This is a genomic window from Streptomyces sp. NPDC048415 (genome assembly GCF_040651675.1).
In the GTDB taxonomy this organism is placed as follows: Bacteria; Actinomycetota; Actinomycetes; order Streptomycetales; family Streptomycetaceae; genus Streptomyces.
Map to the genome: position 1 here is coordinate 26,114 of NZ_JBEZKJ010000049.1, position 17,205 is coordinate 43,318.

At 71.1% G+C, this 17,205-nt stretch carries 15 protein-coding genes; 3 read left to right on the top strand and 12 right to left on the bottom strand.

Annotated elements, in window-relative coordinates; genetic code table 11:
* Positions 1 to 133: 133 nt before the first annotated feature.
* Positions 134 to 1,093 (top strand): LLM class F420-dependent oxidoreductase, encoded by a 960-nt coding sequence (locus AB0D27_RS27685; RefSeq protein WP_362514114.1) that lies wholly within the window; start codon positions 134 to 136, stop codon positions 1,091 to 1,093.
* Positions 1,094 to 1,181: 88 nt separating this feature from the next.
* Here AB0D27_RS27685 and AB0D27_RS27690 read toward each other — a convergent pair whose 3' ends face one another.
* Positions 1,182 to 1,667, bottom strand: coding sequence for a phage holin family protein (locus AB0D27_RS27690; protein WP_362514117.1), 486 nt, complete (start codon positions 1,665 to 1,667; stop codon positions 1,182 to 1,184).
* 98 nt (positions 1,668 to 1,765) lie between these two features.
* Between AB0D27_RS27690 and AB0D27_RS27695 the strand changes: the two genes are divergently transcribed.
* Entirely contained in the window at positions 1,766 to 2,314 is a 549-nt protein-coding gene (locus tag AB0D27_RS27695) for a hemerythrin domain-containing protein (protein ID WP_362514120.1), read from the top strand.
* 92 nt (positions 2,315 to 2,406) lie between these two features.
* Positions 2,407 to 2,757, top strand: a complete 351-nt coding sequence (locus AB0D27_RS27700; RefSeq protein ID WP_362514122.1) for a VOC family protein — start codon at positions 2,407 to 2,409, stop codon at positions 2,755 to 2,757.
* Positions 2,758 to 2,913: 156 nt separating this feature from the next.
* Here AB0D27_RS27700 and AB0D27_RS27705 read toward each other — a convergent pair whose 3' ends face one another.
* The 11 genes from AB0D27_RS27705 to AB0D27_RS27755 form a co-directional block, all read right to left on the bottom strand.
* Entirely contained in the window at positions 2,914 to 4,887 is a 1,974-nt protein-coding gene (locus tag AB0D27_RS27705; protein ID WP_362514125.1) for a DUF5107 domain-containing protein, read from the bottom strand.
* A gap of 51 nt (positions 4,888 to 4,938) precedes the next feature.
* Entirely contained in the window at positions 4,939 to 5,835 is an 897-nt protein-coding gene (locus AB0D27_RS27710; protein WP_362514128.1) for an arginase family protein, read from the bottom strand.
* A gap of 25 nt (positions 5,836 to 5,860) precedes the next feature.
* Positions 5,861 to 6,409 carry a GNAT family protein gene (locus AB0D27_RS27715; RefSeq protein WP_362514131.1) on the bottom strand — a complete coding sequence of 183 codons (549 nt, stop codon included), beginning with the start codon at positions 6,407 to 6,409 and terminating at the stop codon, positions 5,861 to 5,863.
* Between the two features lie 25 nt (positions 6,410 to 6,434).
* The gene (locus AB0D27_RS27720) at positions 6,435 to 6,683 is read right to left on the bottom strand and encodes a DUF1049 domain-containing protein (RefSeq protein WP_362514133.1); all 249 of its coding nucleotides are present in this window, start codon (positions 6,681 to 6,683) and stop codon (positions 6,435 to 6,437) included.
* A gap of 76 nt (positions 6,684 to 6,759) precedes the next feature.
* Positions 6,760 to 8,532, bottom strand: coding sequence for a CocE/NonD family hydrolase (locus AB0D27_RS27725; protein ID WP_362514136.1), 1,773 nt, complete (start codon positions 8,530 to 8,532; stop codon positions 6,760 to 6,762).
* Positions 8,533 to 8,684: 152 nt separating this feature from the next.
* On the bottom strand, positions 8,685 to 9,623 hold the full coding sequence (locus AB0D27_RS27730; RefSeq protein WP_362514139.1) for an LD-carboxypeptidase: 939 nt from the start codon (positions 9,621 to 9,623) through the stop codon (positions 8,685 to 8,687).
* Positions 9,624 to 9,654: 31 nt separating this feature from the next.
* Positions 9,655 to 11,664, bottom strand: a complete 2,010-nt coding sequence (locus tag AB0D27_RS27735; protein ID WP_362514142.1) for a prolyl oligopeptidase family serine peptidase — start codon at positions 11,662 to 11,664, stop codon at positions 9,655 to 9,657.
* Between the two features lie 9 nt (positions 11,665 to 11,673).
* On the bottom strand, positions 11,674 to 12,978 hold the full coding sequence (locus AB0D27_RS27740) for a M20/M25/M40 family metallo-hydrolase (protein ID WP_362514145.1): 1,305 nt from the start codon (positions 12,976 to 12,978) through the stop codon (positions 11,674 to 11,676).
* Entirely contained in the window at positions 12,971 to 13,804 is an 834-nt protein-coding gene (locus tag AB0D27_RS27745) for a M55 family metallopeptidase (RefSeq protein ID WP_362514148.1), read from the bottom strand. Before AB0D27_RS27745 ends, AB0D27_RS27740 begins: the two co-directional genes overlap by 8 nt.
* Positions 13,805 to 13,859: 55 nt before the next feature.
* On the bottom strand, positions 13,860 to 14,591 hold the full coding sequence (locus tag AB0D27_RS27750) for a class I SAM-dependent methyltransferase (RefSeq protein ID WP_362514151.1): 732 nt from the start codon (positions 14,589 to 14,591) through the stop codon (positions 13,860 to 13,862).
* A 140-nt stretch (positions 14,592 to 14,731) separates the two neighbouring features.
* Positions 14,732 to 17,203: a SpoIIE family protein phosphatase gene (locus AB0D27_RS27755; protein ID WP_362514153.1), complete on the bottom strand. Its 2,472-nt coding sequence runs from the start codon at positions 17,201 to 17,203 to the stop codon at positions 14,732 to 14,734.
* Positions 17,204 to 17,205 lie beyond the last annotated feature (2 nt).

Below are 17,205 nucleotides of genomic sequence, written 5' to 3' on the forward strand. Positions count from 1 at the left end.
CGGTCTCGCTCGTTCGGGGCTTTCCGCGTCCCCCTGGCCAGGGCACCCAAACGCGGGCCGCCCGGCGTTTCGCCCCCACCCGCCGGGTTACCCGGCCGGTAACCCCGACCCACCCCGTCGCGGAGGTGTCCCCATGGCCGAGTACGGCTACTTCCTGTCGACCGAGGAGTTCGGTCCAGCGGATCTGATCGAGCAGGCCAGGATGGCCGAGCAGGCCGGATTCCAGGCACTGTGGATCTCGGACCACTACCACCCCTGGAACGACAAGCAGGGCCAGAGCCCGTTCGTGTGGTCGGTGATCGGCGCGCTCTCGGAGGCCGTGTCCCTGCCGATCGAGACGGCGGTGACGTGCCCGACCGTGCGGATCCACCCGGCGGTGGTGGCACAGGCCGCCGCGACCAGCGCGGTCCTGACGAACGGCCGCTTCCGCCTCGGTGTCGGCACCGGCGAGGCCCTGAACGAGCACATCCTCGGTGACGCGTGGCCGCCCACGTACATCCGCCTGGAGATGCTGGAGGAGGCGATCCAGGTGATGCGCCGGCTCTTCAGCGGCGAGGAGGTCAACCACCGCGGCCCCCACTACACCGTGGAGAACGCCCGCCTCTACACGGTCCCCGACGAACCGGTCCCGATCGACATCTCCGGCTTCGGCTCCAAGGCGACCTCGCTCGCGTCCCGGGTCGGCGACGGCTACATCACGATGATGCCCGAGGAGTCGATGGTCGAGCAGTTCCGCAAAGGCGGCGGAGGCGCGAAGCCGGTGAGCGGCGGCACGAAGGTCTGCTACGGCCCGGACCGCGACGCGGCGGTACGCACCGTCCGCAAGCTCTGGCCCAACCAGCTGCTGCCGGGCGAGATGGGTCAGATCCTCCCGAGCCCGCGCCACTTCGAGCAGCTGGAGCCGCTGATCACCGAGCAGATGGTCAGGGAGAACACGGTGTGCGGCGACGACGTCGACGAGCATGTGTCCGCACTCGCCGCCTTCACGGACGCGGGCTTCGACCATGTGTACGTCAACCAGATCGGCCCCGACCAGCGCGGCTTCTTCGACTTCTACCGCACGAAGGTGCTGCCGCAGCTGCAGCAGCGTTAGTGGAACTGACAGGGGCGGCAGTGGAACCGACAGGGGCGGCGCGTGCCGAAGCCGCGCCGCCCCTGTCCGGTGTCCGGTGTCCGGATTCTCAGGCCCGGTGGTGCGGCGCCTCGGGATCCACGTCGTCGGGGCCCGGCACGGCCGTGCCGCCGGGTGCCACAGGCGGTACCGGCGGATAGGGGACGCCGAGTCCGCTCGGGGGAGCGGCGGGCGCGGTACCGCCGACGACCCGGTCGCCCCCGGGGGTCAGCTCGGCCTCGCGCTCGGCTGTGGGCCGGGACGCGGACGGCCGGGCCATTCCCCGCAGCAGGTACGCGACCACGCCGAGCACCCCGGCGGTGATCAGGGCGGCGGCCCAGTCGGGCAGGCCCAGCGCGAGCGCCAGGCCGAGGGCGACCGCCAGCGCGGCGCCCGCGTACAGGGCGACGGCACCGGAGGCGGCGTACAGCGCGGCCGTACGGCGCTGCTTGCGGCTCTGCTCCCGCAGTTCGTCGCGCACGGTCTCGCGGGCGACCTGCGCGAGTTCGTCGACCAGTTCCTTGTCCAGATGTTCCAGATGATCCAAGCGGTCCATGAGCCCCGGGTACCCGGGCGCCCGGGCGCGTAACACCGCGGCCCCCGGGTACCCGCCGGTTCCGCACCACCCCCTACCGAGAAGGAAGAGAAGAGAGGATGACCGAGCGCATCGACGTGGTGGAGCTGTTGAAGGCTCAGCACACGAAGATCCGAGAACTGTTCGACGAGGTGGCGAACACCAAGGGCGAGGAGCGGAAGCAGCGCTTCCATGACCTGGTCCGGCTCCTCGCGGTGCACGAGACCGCCGAGGAAGAGGTCGTCCACCCCTTCGCCCGCAGCAACATCGAGGGCGGTGAACTGGTCGTCAAGGACCGGATCGAGGAGGAGGAGAAGGCCAAGCAGGCGCTCTCCCGCCTCGACGACATGGACCCTGATTCGGCGAAGTTCCTCGATGAGTTCGCGGCGCTGCGACAGGACGTGCTGGCGCACGCGGCCAACGAGGAGGAATACGAGTTCGCGCACTTCAGGAGGGCGGCTGACCGCGGAAAGCTGGAGAACCTGGCCCGCGCGGTGCAGGCCGCCGAGACCCTCGCACCGACGCGCCCGCACCCGGGCACGGACACGGCGCTGAAGAACGTGGCCGTCGGCCCGGTCGCGGCCGTCATCGACCGGACGCGTGACGTCGTACGCAAGGCCAAGGGCTGACGCCGACACCGGCACCGGTTCAGGGGCCGGCCGGGGAGGAGATCCGTCCGAAACGATCTCGTCCCCGGCCGGCCCCAACTACGCTCGGAGACATGGAGATTCTGGGAGCCACGCTGCGTATCTGCGTCGACGACCTGGAGGCTTCGGTCCCCTTCTACGAGAGACTGGCGGGCGGCCGCGCCCTGCGCTTCGAACGCGCCGGCGTCTCGGTCGCCGCCGTCGGCTGCTTCTTGCTGATGAGCGGACCCGAGGCCGAACTGGACGTCCTGCGCAAGGTCGCCGCCACCATCGCCGTCAAGGACGTCGACGAGGCCCACCGCGTCCTCACCGACTCCGGCGCTCACATCCTGGCGGGCCCGGTCGCCACCCCGGCGGGCCGCAACCTGATCGCGATGCATCCGGACGGAACGATCTACGAGTACGTGGACCGCGGAGCGGACTAGAGGGTTCGGCGAGGTCCAGCCCCTCCGGTAGGGCTCAGCCCCTCCGGCGGGGATGTTCAGCCCCTCCGGCGTTTGAGGAGCGGGGTCTGGGGCGGAGCCCCAGGAACGAGAAGGGACGGGACGGGAAGGGGCGGAGGGGGCGAAACCCCCCAACGCTCACTCCCCCGACGGCCGCATCCGAAACTCGTACGACCCCGGCAAGGGATCCCCCGTCACCCGAGCCCACACCTCCCCCAGCGCCTCGTCCCCCTCCCGCAGATCAGCCACCTCGAACCCGGCGTCGAAGACGGCCCGGGCACCCCCCGCATCCCCCTCCGCAAGCAGCAACTCCGCCTCGATCAACCGGAACCGCCCCCGCTCCCGAATGCCGGGCAGCAGCCGTTCCCACACGCCGCGAGCCTCCGCCACCCGCCGCACCGCGAGCAACGCCGCGATGGCCTCCCGCCCCAGCGCCGCCGTGGCCGCCGTCCAGGCCTCCCCGTCGTCCCGCCGCTCCTGGCACAGGTCGTCAAAGGCCTCGGCATACCGCTCGGCGGCCCGCTCCCGGTTACCCGCGTGCAGATCGGCGACGGCGAGACACCGCAGCAACGGCCAGAGGGACGGGGCGAGTTCGAGCGCACGCTCCCAACTGCGCACGGCCTGCGCCAGGTCACCGGCCTGCCACTGGGCCACCCCGAGGTGATACTCGGCGAGCGGCGCGGCGGGCGCCGTCTCCAGCATGTCCCGCCAGTGCGACGCGACCAGGCTCTCACCGGGCGGCCCGACCCGCCGCGGCTCGGGGAAGGCACCGGACCGGAGCAGCTCCAGCCAGGGCGCCTGCTCCCCGCCGAGTGTGGTCTCGTCGAAGGGCGTGCCCCGCACCTTGTAACCGGCGCGCAGCACTTCGAGCGCGCCCCAGCCGGAGCCGACGGCCAGTATCTCGCCGGGTTCGGCGTCGGCGTGCGGCAACCAGGTGTCGTACGCCGTGTCGACCGCGCTCCGCGGCAGGGCGCCTTCCAGCCGGAATTCGACCTCCGCGGACGCCGCCGGCCAGTTCGCCCCGTGCACGCTCTCCGCCCGCGCCGTGAGCGGCCCGTACGCCTCCAGCCAGGACACCTCGCTCTCCGCGTCGAGCCGTACGTGCTCCAGCTGGGTACGGGCGAGCCCGGCCTGGATCTCGCAGTAGCCACCGGTGCCGGGCTCGGTGAGCCACTCCTGCCAGCGCCGCCCTCCGGGACCCGCGCCCCAGACGAACAGCTTGCGGCCGCGCAGGACGTCGGTCGACGTCTGCACGAGCCCCTCGCCCTTCTCGTCGATCGCGGCGATCCAGCGGCGCCGCCCGTCGGGCAGCTCGTAGAAGAAGTCGGCGGGGTGATGGCTGCCCAGCGGATACGTCCGATCGGCGCCCTCGTACCGGGGCACGGGCACCCGGCGCAGCCGGCGCTCATAGCCGAACAGCCAGGCCTCCTCCGCCGGGGCCAGCACCCTGCGCTGCTCGGGGACCGCGATGTTGGACCACCAGTACACCGGCGCGGGCTTCTCGTGCGGATTGCGGATACGGACGCCGACGTACAGGAAGTCGGAGCCGTCCGGCAGCCACAGGTCGACCTGGAAGGGCAGGTCGCGCAGGCGCTCCCACTCCCACAGACGCAGCATCTCACCGCCGTCGGGCGCGCAGACACGGGCGGCGTGGACGGGTGAGCAGGACAGCGTCGTGTGGCCCGTGGCGCCGATGTTCCACTCGATGCCGCCGGAGAACCAGGCGCCGTTGAGGGCGAAGCAGGCGGGCTGCAACACCGGGTTGCGGTAGAGCAGTTCGCGCTGTGAGGGCTTGTGGAAGAGCGACAGGACCCGGCCGCCGAAACCGGGCAGCACGGTGGCCCGCAGCCGGTCGTTCTCGATCACGATGGTGTCGAGTGCGCGAGGCGACCGCACCCTCTCGTAGCCGTCCCGGATCCGCTCCGGCAGAACGCTGCGCAGCGGCTCGTACCGGATCTGCCGGGCCATGTCGCGCGGCAGGCCCTCGAGGTCGCGGTCGTCGACGCGGTGCGTCTCGTCGAGGGTCCGCAGCGGCGGCAGTGGGTTGCTCGGGCCCAACTCCGCGACGGGGAGCGTCAGTACGTCACGTCGGATGGTCGTCACGACGACCATGGAACAGCGTCGTCGAGGACCTGACCAGGGTCTCCGCTCGTCAGGATCCGGTCAGGATTCCGCAAAGGCCGCGACGACGAGGTCCGCGAGCAGCTCCCCCGCCGTGCCTTCGGGGTCCAGATCGGGGTCGTAGATGGTGACGTTGAGGCCCACGCACTGCGGTGAACGCACCAACGGGCGTAGCAGCGCGAGGAGTTCGTCGGGGAGCAGTCCGTCGGGGTCCGGGCTGTCCACGGCAGGCATGACGGACGGATCGAGGCAGTCGGCGTCGAGGTGCACCCAGAAGCCGTCCAGGTGCGGCGATTCGAGCGTCTGCACGCTCGCCCTCGCGATCGCGTCCGCGCCCCCTTCACGCAGCTCGCCGACGGTTACGGTGGTGATCTTCAGCGCGGCGAGCTCGTCCCGCTCGGTGTCGTAGTCACGGATTCCGAAGAGCCGTACGTCCTCGTCTCGCAGATATGGCTTCAGGCCTTCGAGGTTGGTGAGATCGTCCTGGCCCCGGCCGGTGGCGAGGGCGAGTTCCTCGCCGCCCGCCGCGCCGATCCGCTCCGAGTTCCCGGGGTGCCGGAAGTCGGCGGAGCCGTCGACTGCCGCGAGCCCGAAGCGGCCGATGCGGCGCAGCGCGAGCGACGCGCCGAGCTGGATGGAGCAGTCGCCGCCCAGGACCACGGGCAGGTCACGGGCACGGACGCGGTGTTCGATGCGGTCAGCGAGCTTACGGGTGTACGTGGCGATGGCGGCCGCGTTGAAGACTCCGTCGCCCTCCTGCCAGTCCCCCCGGTCGTAGCGCGGCGGCACGACCACTCCGCCCTCCAGGGCGTCGAGCCGCTGCACGATCCGCTGTTGGCGCAGGGCCCCGGCGAGTTTGTAGCAGCCGGGGACAGTGCCGGGCGACGGCGGGCGCAGGCCCAGGTTGGAGGGGGCGTCCAGCACCACGATGTTCCGCATCGGCTCATCCTCACCCAAGCGGAGTTCAACGGGAAGGGACCATCTCCGCCGTGATCGCCCAACGCTCGTGGTCCCGCCAGGCCCCGTCGACGTAGAGGAAGTCCGGCGAGAAGCCTTCCAGTCGGAAGCCGCACCGCCGGGCGAGCGCGATGGAGGCGGCGTTGCCGGGCTGCGCGTTGATCTCGAGCCGGTGCAGGCCCATCCTGCCGAAGGCGTGCCGCACGACGAGTCCGAGGCCCTCGGCCATCAGCCCGCGCCCCGCCGCGTGCGCGAACGCGCCGTATCCGAGCGCCCCGGACAGAAAGCCGCCCTCGACGATGTTGTTGATGTTGATGAACCCGGCGATGGCCCCGTTGTCCCGTTCGCAGACGAGGAACCCGGCCTTCGTCGGATCCTCGATGAGCCGCCCGGCGTACGCGGCATAGGCGTCGGCGCTGCCGGGCGGAAAGAGCCACGGGTGGTGCAGGTCCTTGCTCTCCCGGGCCCTGGCGGTGAACTCCGCACCGTCCTCGTAGGCGAAATGCCGTATGCCCACGCGCGGGCCTTCGGCGAGATACCTGGCGTTGTCTGGCATTCCGTCACCCTACGCGAGCAGGCTTTCAGCCTCTGCGCTTCCTCGCGTAGGCGCCGCACAGCCCGCCGATGGCTCCGGTGCCGAGCAGTGCCATCCACAGCGGCACGGTCACCTCGGGAATGAACAGCCGGATCTTGGTGCTACGGGTGTTCTCGAAGACGAAGATCAGGGCAAGGAGGGCCAGCGCCGCGACACTGGCCCTGCCCGGCGCCAGCAGCCCGCCGCTGCTCTTGCCACCGCTCGCGCCGGCACTCTGGGACGTCTTCGGGCTCATGCGCTCAGCATGAGCCGCGAGGTGCCGGCCCGCGCGGTGGAAGGTGCCTCCGGGTGATCCCGGGCGCGACGGGCGTTCAGTCCGGCGCGACCGGCAGCTCCAGGGTGCCGGTGTCCCCCGGCGCGCTGGTGACGGTCACCGGCTTCACCCCCTTGTTGCCGAGGTAGGCGTCGTCACTGGCGGCGACGACGAACTGGAGCCGGTGCCCCGCCTCGTACCGGTGCACGATCCCCGGCAGGGTGACCGCGAACCTCTTGGTCACGTCCGGCACCCGCACCGGCGCCACGAGCCGGTGCACCAGCGTCTTGGTGCCGTCGGGCGCCACGTCGTACAGCTTGGCGAACAGGACCAGTCTGTCGGCGGCGTTGCCCGAAGCCTGCACCCGCTCGACCTCCGGCGAGTCGACCCTCAGCGTGACCCGGGGCGCGCCGACGACCTCGACCGACCGGCTCAGCGGCTCGCTCGTCCAGCCGAGGTACGTCCCCTCGGTGTCGTACGGCGCCGGGTCGGGCAGCCCGACGATCCCGGCGAGAGAGCTCTCGGAGTGGCTCGTGGGCACCAGCGAGTTGCGGTACTCCCGGCTGCCGCGCGCCACCTTTTTACGGTTGTCGACGAGCTTGCCGTCCCCGGAAAGGTAGAGCTTCTGGCTGAGCGCGGGCACCCTGGATGCGGTGGCGTAGGTGCTGTTCGGGTCGGCGATCCAGTCGCGGTAGTACGCGAACGCCGGTCCCGTGTCGACTCCCTCGCGGTGCTGGAGGTAGCGGTCGAACCAGGCGAGGATCCGCCGGCCGACGTAGCTGGTCTCCAAGTTGCCCTGGCTCAGGCTGAGTTCCCCGCTCGCCGGGTCGGTGAGGCCGCCGCTGTGCCCCCACGACTGCCAGATCAACTTGGTCGTGGTGCCCTGCGCCTTGAGGGTCTTGTACGTCGCCGTCGCCTCGTTCAGATTGAAGAGGCTGTCGGACTGTCCCTGGACGAGGAGGGTGGGCGCCTGGACGTTCCTCAGATACGAGACGGGCGAGACGCTGCGCGCGTAGCGGAGCAGCGTTCTGGTCCTGGCGGCCGGGTAGCTTCCCGAGTTCAGGGTCCGCACCGTCTCACAGGCGTCGGTCACGAAGTGCAGGCAGGCCAGGGAGTTGATGCGGGAGGGGTCGAGGTTCGGCGCGGTGAGCGGCTGGCTCTCGCCGATCAGATAGAAGCCGTTGGCCCACTGCCATTTGAAGGCGCCGGGCACCTCACTCGCGCCGACGACATTGTTGGGGTCCAGCGAGTACGCCAGGTCGTTCCAGGTGATCAATGGGACGAGCGCGTCGACGCGGTGGTCCACGGCGGCGGTGGCCATCTGGACGGCGCCCCCGTAGGAGCCGCCGATCATGCCGACGCGCGGGTCGCCCTTGCCGTCCCGGGTGACGTAGTCGGCCTTGGTGCCGTCGTCGGCGGCGCGCGTGCCCGCCAGGAAGTCGACGAGCCGGGACGCGGCGACGCCGTCGATGCGCGGGTCGTCGAGGGAGATCAGACAGCCCGACCTGCCGAAGCCGAGCCCGGAGTAGACGAGGCCCACATAGCCGCGGGTCGCGAACGCCTTGCCGATCGCGTCCGTCGAACCGTCCGACTTGCTTCCGCCGAAGCCGTTGGTGGCGAGCACGGCGGGCGCGGTGTGATCGCGGTCCACGCCCGTGGGCCGGTACAGATCGGCGTCGACCGTGCAGCTGCGGCCCTCGACCTGGACCGTGAACTTCAGTGCCGTGACGGTGTATTGACCCGTGGCCGAGGCGGCTGGCGCGGTGAACGCGAGCGGCGCCGTCAGCGCGGCGCCGAGGGCCAGGGCGAGCGGGGCACGGGATCTGGACACACGCGAGCGACGCGACACGTAGACCTCCACACTGAGGACAACCCGAGTACGGACCGATACTTACCGGCCGGTAGTCATGTTGTGACACGTGTCATATGACGGTCAATCACCGTGCGGGGTGTTTCTTGACAGATATTCAGTGAGCGGCGCTCTCAGGCGAGCGCGGACTCCTCCAGCGTCAGCGTCCCCGCACACGCGTCCAGTTCGGCCACGACTCCGAAGGGGATCGTCAGCGCGCCCTCCCCGTGTCCGAACCCGAACTCCTCCACGATCGGCACTCCAAGGCCGCCGAGCCGGTCGGCCAGCAGCGCCCGCACCTCCTCGTAGGGCGCGCACTCCGCCCAGGAACCGAGCAGGATTCCGGCGACCCCGTCGAACCATCCGGCGCGCAGCAGTTGGGTCACATACCGGTCGAGACGGTACGTCTCCTCGCCCACGTCCTCCAGACAGAGCAGGCCGCCCCGCGCGGACGGGCGTGCGTGGGGGGTGCCCAGGTCCGCGGCGAGCAGACACAGGCACCCGCCGAGCAGGACACCCCGGGCGCGCCCGGGCACGAGGGCGGGACCGCGGCCGGACGAGGCGATGGTGCGTACCGTCTCCGGTTCGAAGAGCGTCGCCCGCAGGTGCTCCTGCGCCCGCGCGTTCTTGAGGAAGTCGACGGCCGCCACCATCGGCCCGTGCAGGGTCACCAGCCCGGCGCGGGTGGCGAGCGCCTCGTGCAGTGCCGTGATGTCGCTGAACCCGAGGAACACCTTGGGACCCGCGGCGCGTATGGCGTCCCAGTCCAGGAGCTCGACCATGCGCTGCACGCCGTAGCCCCCGCGGGCGCACAGCACCGCGGCCACCTCCGGGTCGCACCAGGCGGCCTGGAAGTCGGCAGCCCGGTCCGCGTCAGCGCCCGCCAGGTAGTCGAAGTCGGCGTGCCGGTCCAGGACGTGGGGTGCCACCACCGGGTCGAGATCCCAGCCGCGCAGGATGTCCAGGCCGGCCTGGAGCCGCTCCTCGGGCACCGGCCCGCTGGGCGCGACAACGGCGACGCGGGCCCCGGCGGCGAGCCGCGCGGGTCGGGTCAAAGGGGTCGGTGGGGTCACTCGGTGTGCTCCGTTTCCTGGGCGGACGCCTTCACTTGGCGAGCTCCAAGGTGGGGATACCGGGCGGGTTCAGCCCGAAGACCTGTGCGTACAGCGAGAGTTCCGACTCCAGGGCCCGCACCATGGTCTCGGCCCGCCTGAAGCCGTGCCCCTCGCCCTCGAAGGCGATGTAGGCGTGCGGAACACGTCTGCCCTCCCCCTCCAGCCTGGCCAGGAACCGCTCGCACTGCACGGGCGGGCAGATGACGTCGTCGAGGCCCTGGAGCAGCAGGAAGGGCGCGGCGACCCGGTCGGCGTGCTCGGTGGGCGACCGCTCCGCGTACCGTCCCGGCACCTCGGTGAGCGGCCCGACCAGCGTCTCCAGGTACTGCGACTCGAAGTCATGGGTCTGTCCCGAGCCCCATTCGGCGAGGTCGAGGATCGGATAGAGGATCGTGCCGCAGGCGTACACGTCGGTGCTCGTCAGGGACGCGGCCGTCGTCCAGCCGCCCGCGCTGCCCCCGCGGATGGCGAGCCGCCGGCGGTCGGCGGTGCCCTCCTCGGCGAGCGCGAGCGCGACGGCCGCGCAGTCCTCGACGTCGACGACGCCCCACTGCTCGCGCAGCCGGTTGCGGTACTCCCGCCCGTGTCCCGTCGAGCCCCCGTAGTTGACCTCCGCGACGCCGATCCCGCGCGAGGTGAAGTAGGCGATCTCCAGATCGAGCACGAGGGGCGCACGGCCGGTGGGGCCGCCGTGCGCCCACACGACGTACGGCGGCAGCTCGTCGCCTCGGGTCACGTGGTCGGGGTGGTGCGGTGGATAGATGTGCGCGTGGATCTCGCGTCCTGCCGGGCCGGTGAACGTGCGGATCTGCGGCTCGGGATAGTACGTGGGATCCACCGGGTCGTCGTGCGCGGCGCCGATCACCCGGGCCCGGCCGATGGGGGTCCCCCCGCCCGAGCTCGTTCGAGCGTGGGGGCGGGCGTCCAGCTCGACGACCTCGTAGGCGCTGCGGGGGCTGGCACCGACGGCCACGATCCTGCTGCCGTGCGCGGCGAGCGTGGGGGCGAACTCGGTCCAGGGGCCCGCCGCGTCGACGACCTCACAGGTCTCCGGATCCAGTATCCCGAGGGCGGTCGAGCCCCGTCCGTGCACGACGGCGATGAGCCCGCCGTCCAGCGGCGCGAACCAGCGGTACCCGATCCGCCACAGCGCCCCGCCGAACTCCTCCTCGCGCGGGCACAGGGCCGTTTCCCCGCCGTCTGGGCCGAGCCGGTACAGATTCCACCAGCCGGTGCGGTCACCGCAGTACAGCAGGGTGCCGTCGGGTGCCCAGTCGACCTGGGCGACGGACTCCTCGGGTCCGCCGGCGACGCATCGCTGCTCGCGCAGTGTGCCGTCCTCGGTCACGTCCGCGAGGACCACCTCCGTGCCGTCCCACGGCATCCGCGGATGGTCCCAGGCGAGCCAGGCCGCCTGGCGGCCGTCGGGCGAGAGCCGGGGCCCGGTGATGAACCGGTGCCGCCCGTCGGTCAGTTCCCGCACGGCGTCCCGGTCCTGCTCCGCCGATCCGTCCAACGGCACCGCGGCGAGGACCCGTCGTACGTCGGTCGGCCCGTCCCCGGTGAACTCCTCGAGGACGCACCACACCTCACCCCGCTCCGCCAGCAGCCGCGGTTCCACCCAGCGCAGTCCGCCGCCCACGGGCGACACGGGGGTCAGCGGGCGCGGTTCGCCACCCGCCTCGTAGCGATACAGCCGCTGATCGGCGAAGTTGACGAAGACCACCAAGGGGCCCTCGGCGCGCATGACCCCGGCCCACGGGTGACCGCCGTACTCGATGACGCGGCTGCGTACGTTCCACGGGGCCGGCAGCACCGACTCCTCCGTGCCGTCCACCTTGCGCCGCACCAGCGTGCGCCGGCCGCCCTCGGTGGGCCGGGGCTCGGTCCACCAGGCCTCGTCGCCGACGAAGCCCACGAACTCGGGGTGCCCGTCGTGCGCGGCGGCGAGCCTCGCGTCGATCGGCGAGGGCCACGAACCGTACACCAAGGTCTGCATCTCGTCCCCCTAGGCCGTGCGCAGAAAGCGGTCGAGGACGCGGACGCCGAAGTGGAGCGCCTCGACCGGAACGCGCTCGTCGACGCCGTGGAAGAGGGCCTGGTAGTCGAAGCCCTCCGGGAGCTTCAGCGGCGCGAATCCGTATCCGGTGATCCCGAGGCGCGAGAACTGCTTGGCGTCCGTGCCGCCCGACATGCAGTACGGCACCACATGGCCCTCGGGCGCGAACTCCTCGACCGCCGCACGCATCCGCGCGTACGTCGCCGAGTCCACCGGCGCCTGCAGGGCCACCTCGCGATGCTGGAACTCCCACTCCACGTCCGGTCCGGTCAGCCGGTCAAGAGTCGTGCGGAACTCGTCCTCGCCGCCGGGCAGATATCTGCCGTCCACGTACGCGACGGCCTCCCCCGGAATCACGTTGATCTTGTAGCCGGCGTCGAGCATGGTCGGGTTGGCGCTGTTGCGCACGGTCGACTCGACGAGCGCGGCCGCCGGACCGAGTTTGTTCAGCAGGACGTCCACCTGGTCCAAGGCGCCGTCGATGCCGTAGAAATCCGCGAGTTCGGTCAGTGCCGCCCGCACGGTCGGGGTGAGCCGCAGGGGCCACTCGTACTCCCCGATCCGGGTGATCGCGGCGGCCACGTTCGTCACCGCGTTGCTCGGGTTCACCTTGGAGCCGTGCCCCGCCCGCCCGCGTGCGGTGAGTTTGAGCCAGCCGGTGCCGCGCTCACCCGCCGCGATCGGATACAGCTGTCCGCCCGCGCCGTCATGGAAGGTGAAGGCGCCCGACTCGCCGATGCCCTCGGTACAGCCCTCGAAGAGAGCGGGGTGCTCCTCGGTGAGGAACCCCGAACCGTCCTCGGCGCTCGCCTCCTCGTCGGCGGTGAACGCGATGACGATGTCCCGGCGAGGCCGCACCCCGTCGCGTGCCCACGCGCGGACGACGGCCAGGATCATCGCGTCCATGTTCTTCATGTCGACCGCGCCGCGCCCCCAGACCACGCCGTCGCGGATCTCCCCGGAGAAAGGGTGCACGCTCCACTCCTCCGCCTGGGCGGGCACGACGTCCAGATGGCCGTGCACGAGCAGCGCGTCGGCGGACGGATCGGTGCCCTCGACGCGGGCCACGACGTTGGTACGCCCCTTCGTGCGCTCCAGAAGCGTGGGCTCGAGGCCCGCTTCCGCCAGTCGTGCGGCGGCGTACTCGGCGGCAGGGCGCTCCTGGCAGTCCCCGCCACCGCGGTTGGTGGTGTCGACGCGGATGAGGTCGGAGGTGAACCGTACGACTTCGTCGAGAGCCAGTGCGTCAGCCATACTGCTCCTCCACCGCGGCCGAGACGATCGTGGTGACCGCCTTGAAGGTGCGAATCCCCTCGTACATGGTGTCGCTGGTGTACGCCACCTTCCGCTCCCCGACACAGTCGACGCCGGGCACGACGGTGGCGGCCATCGACAGATGCTCGGCGTCGAACTCCAGGGCGATGGTGAACGGGCCGCCGACGACCGGTTCGTGACGCACCGCCAGTGACGCGGCCTCCTTGGCGGCGCCCCGGATGTCGGCAGCGGTCCTGGACGGCGTACGGCACACGGCCGCGTAACGCGACACATGGTCCTTGACGGCGACCTTCAGCGCCCCCGGCGCGTACCCCAGCGCGTCTTCGCAGGCCACGTCGTCGCCGGTGACGAGGACGACCGGAACCCCGTACTCGGCGACGACGTGCGCGTTGAGCAGCCCCTCACTGGCACGTGTGTCGTTCACCCACACGCCGGTGATGGAGTTCGCCAGATAGGTGTGCGCGAGGACGCCCTCCATGCCGGCGCCCGCGTGATAGCCGACGAACGCGATGCCGTCCACGTCGTCGTGCTGCACGCCCTCCACCATGGACAGTGACTTGTGCCGCCCGGTGAGCATCTCCGCTCGCTCATCGAGCCGTTCCAGCAGGAGGTTCCGCATGGTCCAGTGAGCCTCGTTGATCAGCACCTCGTCGGCGCCGCCGTCGAAGAAGCCGAGGACGGCGGCGTTGACGTCCGAGGTGAACATGGAGCGGCACCGCTCCCACTGCTCAGTCCCCGGCAACACGTCGGCCGGCCAGGTCACACCCGTGGCGCCTTCCATGTCGGCGCTGATGAGGATCTTCATGCCTCGAAACCGTACGCGCATCCGCCGAGCGGCGACCAGGCCTGTGGATAACTCCTCACCGTGTCGCGCTACGCCCCGCCAGGACGAACCAGCGTGCCGGAAGGTCGATGCGGGTGCCGTCCGCCATGTGCTCCGTCTGCGGAAGCGCCGTGTCGCCGCTGGCGAGAATCTCCAGTCCGGCCTCCTGCAGCAACTGCGGGATCTCCCCGTCGGCGGCATCGGCGGGCTTCAGCCCGTGATCGAAGACCCGGCGCAGTTTGGGCGGCGGCCCGCCGGGGCCCTCCGCGGCCCTCCGCAGCACCTGGCGCGAGTCCGCCGTCAGTTCCACCACGAAGGCACGCCCCTGCGCGCCGATGATCTGCGCGACGGCCGCGGCCACCGCGGCACGGGCGGGCGGTTCGCTCTGGTGGATGACGGCGCGCATGTAGACGTGACTGTCGCCGAGCCGGGCGTGCACGCGGCGCACCGCCTCGTCGTCCGTCAGGTCGAGCTGCTCGAACTCCACCGCGGCGTCGTTGCCGGCGCGTCGCGCGTGCTCGATGGCGGCATGCGAGAGGTCGACGCCGACCGCACGCGCGAAGCGGGTGGCGAGATACCGCGTCTGGGTGCCGTTTCCACAGCCCAGATCAACGATCGTGCGTGCTGGATCCGCGTGCGGCAGCAACAACTCGCTGTGCGGCACCGCGGTCAGCGACGGAGCGGCGTCCCAGATCGCCTCACCGGGCGCGTCGGAGGTCTCCCGCCAGTAACTCTCCCAAGCATTCCGGTAATCCTCCGAGACGTTCATGAGGGCTCCCCAAAGGTCGGCGACATGATCGGAATATCGCGAAGGCCGGGTACAAGGCAAGGGGAACAAGCTTGCTTTCACCGGAAATTCGAGACCGCGCACACCAGTGGGCGCACCCCGCTGCGTCGTGCGCCCCGGGATCAGGGGTGGCGCTGTCGAGACGTCAGGACCTGCTCGAACCAAACTATCTTGCGATGCCCCGAGGCGCTGGCACCCCATTCGCGTGCCAGCCTGCTGACCACGCGCAGCCCACGGCCCGACTCGTCGTACACACCGGCGCTCAACAGTGCCGGCAGCGCCGGCTCGTCGTCGGTGACCTCGCACAGCAGCGCGTCGGTGCGGACCAGCCGTAGCCCGACACCGGCGCCGTCGGCATGCCGTACCGCATTGGTGACGACCTCACTGACCAACAGCTCCGCCGTTTCCACCGCGTCGGCGAGCCCCCATCCGAGCAGCGCGTCGCGGACGAGCCGTCGAGCCCGCGCCACCTCACGCGGATCCCGGGCGAGCTGCCATTCGGCGACGTCATCGGCCGGGATGCCATTGAGCCGGGCCATGAGCAGAGCGACGTCGTCCTTGCGGCCGCCGTGGGTGTTCAAGGCACGGATGATGGTGTCGCAGGCATCGTCCATCGAGGCCGCGGGATGCGCCGCGGACTCGCAGAGAGCGGCGAGGCCGTCACCGATGTCGGCTCCTCGCACCTCCACCAGTCCGTCGGTGCACAGCACGAGCCGGTCGCCCGGCGAGACACGCACGACCGCGGTCTCGAAGGGAACACCACCCACGCCGATGGGGGCGCCGGTGGGCAGGTCGAGCAGTTCGCTACGGCCGTCCTCGGCGTGCACCAGTACGGGCGGGATGTGTCCGGCGTTGGAGATCTGGAGCTCGCCGAGGATGGGGTCGTACACGGCGTACAGGCAGGTGGCGAGGTAGTTCTCACCGAGCCGCCGGGCCAGGTCGTCGAGGTTGCGCAGCAGCTGGGTGGGCGGGGTCTCCATGGTGGCCATGGTCTGAACGGCCGTGCGCAGCTGACCCATCATCGCCGCTGAGTTGAGGCCGTGGCCCATGACGTCGCCGACCACCAGCGCGGTGCGCGACCCCGGCAGTTTGATGGCGTCGAACCAGTCGCCGCCGACCCGGCCGAGGCGGGCGCCGGGCAGATAGCGCGTCGCGATGTCGCAGCCCGCCATGCGCGGGGCGACCTGGGGCAGCATGCTGTCCTGAAGAGTCTCGGCGACGTTCTCCTGGTACGTGTACATGCGGGCATTGTCGAGCACCAGGCCGGCGCGGGCGGCGAGTTCGGCACCCGTCGTGCGGTCCATGTCGTCGAATGCTTCGCGGTCGGCCCGGCGCATCAGCACCATGAAGCCGAGCACCACATTGCGCGCCTTGAGCGGTACGACGAGCATGGAGCGGCCGTTGATGAGGGGCCGCAGATCGCGCTTCTCGAACTCTCCGGAGATGCGGTTGCCCATCTCCTCGCTGATCCGCGGGATCAGTACCGGCTCTCCGGTGCTCATGCACTTGAAGAACGGCGTGTGTTCGGGAAATGCGATGGCCTCGCCGACCGGCACGGTGTCGTCCCAGCGGCCCGGCTCGTCATTGTGCTCCACCCAGACGCGGTGCCATACGGTGGTCGCGTCCGGCGCGCCGTCCGGGAACCCCTCGCCCGCCAGCACCGCCGCGCGCAGGTGTGTACCGGCGAAGTCCGCGAAGCGGGGCACCGCGGCACTGGTGACCTCACGGATGGTCTCGCCCAGGTCGAGCGAGGAGCCGATGCCGGTGCTGACCTCGTTGAGGAACTCCAGCCGCTCGCGGACGGCGGCGTACTCCAGGTCGTGCTCGGCTCCGGCCGGTACGACGGGCCGCGCCGACTCCTGCGGCCGGGCGGGGACGATGGGCCGGCCGGCACGGCGCGGCACGCCCCAGTCAGGAGTGACGGGCACTCGGTCGTACTGGCTGAACTCCAGGATGGGATAGCCGAGTTCGAGGACCTGCGCGACGATACGGCTGCTCAGGTCCGGGCCCATGTTCGGGAGGATCTCGGGCAGCCGCCTGGCGAGCTCGTCCGACACGGGGAACTCGGTGTACCGGGCGAAGCCGGGTGCGATGCGCTCGACCGCCTCGTCCTCGTAGCCGCGCTCGGCCTGGAGGCGGGACGCGTCCGCCGCGAGGACCAGGAGCCGCGCGGGACCCGGGCCGACCAGGGGGTAGGCCCACCACAGAATGTCGAGCCGCTCCCGCCCCGGACCCGAGACGCGGGCTCGGCCCGCCGCGGGGTAGGAGGCAGCGCCGCCGAGTGAGGCTTCGAGGTCGGGGCCGAGCCCGTCGTACGCCTCGTAGGGCCCGAACGCGTCGAGCAACGGTTCGGCGTCGAGGTTCTCGGGGAGGGCTCCGGAGACCGGGAGCAGGTCGACGGCCGGGCGTCCGAGTGCGTCCTGTCTGGCGGCACCGAACAGCCGCCGCGCGCCCGTACTCCAGTGCGACACCAGCCCGCCACGGTCGACGATGACCACGGCCAGCGGAATGCGGCCGGCCGCCACGGGCTGCGGCACAGCGCCTTCTCCGGCTCCTTGGCCGGGTTGTGCGCCCACATCGGTGCCACGGTTCATGG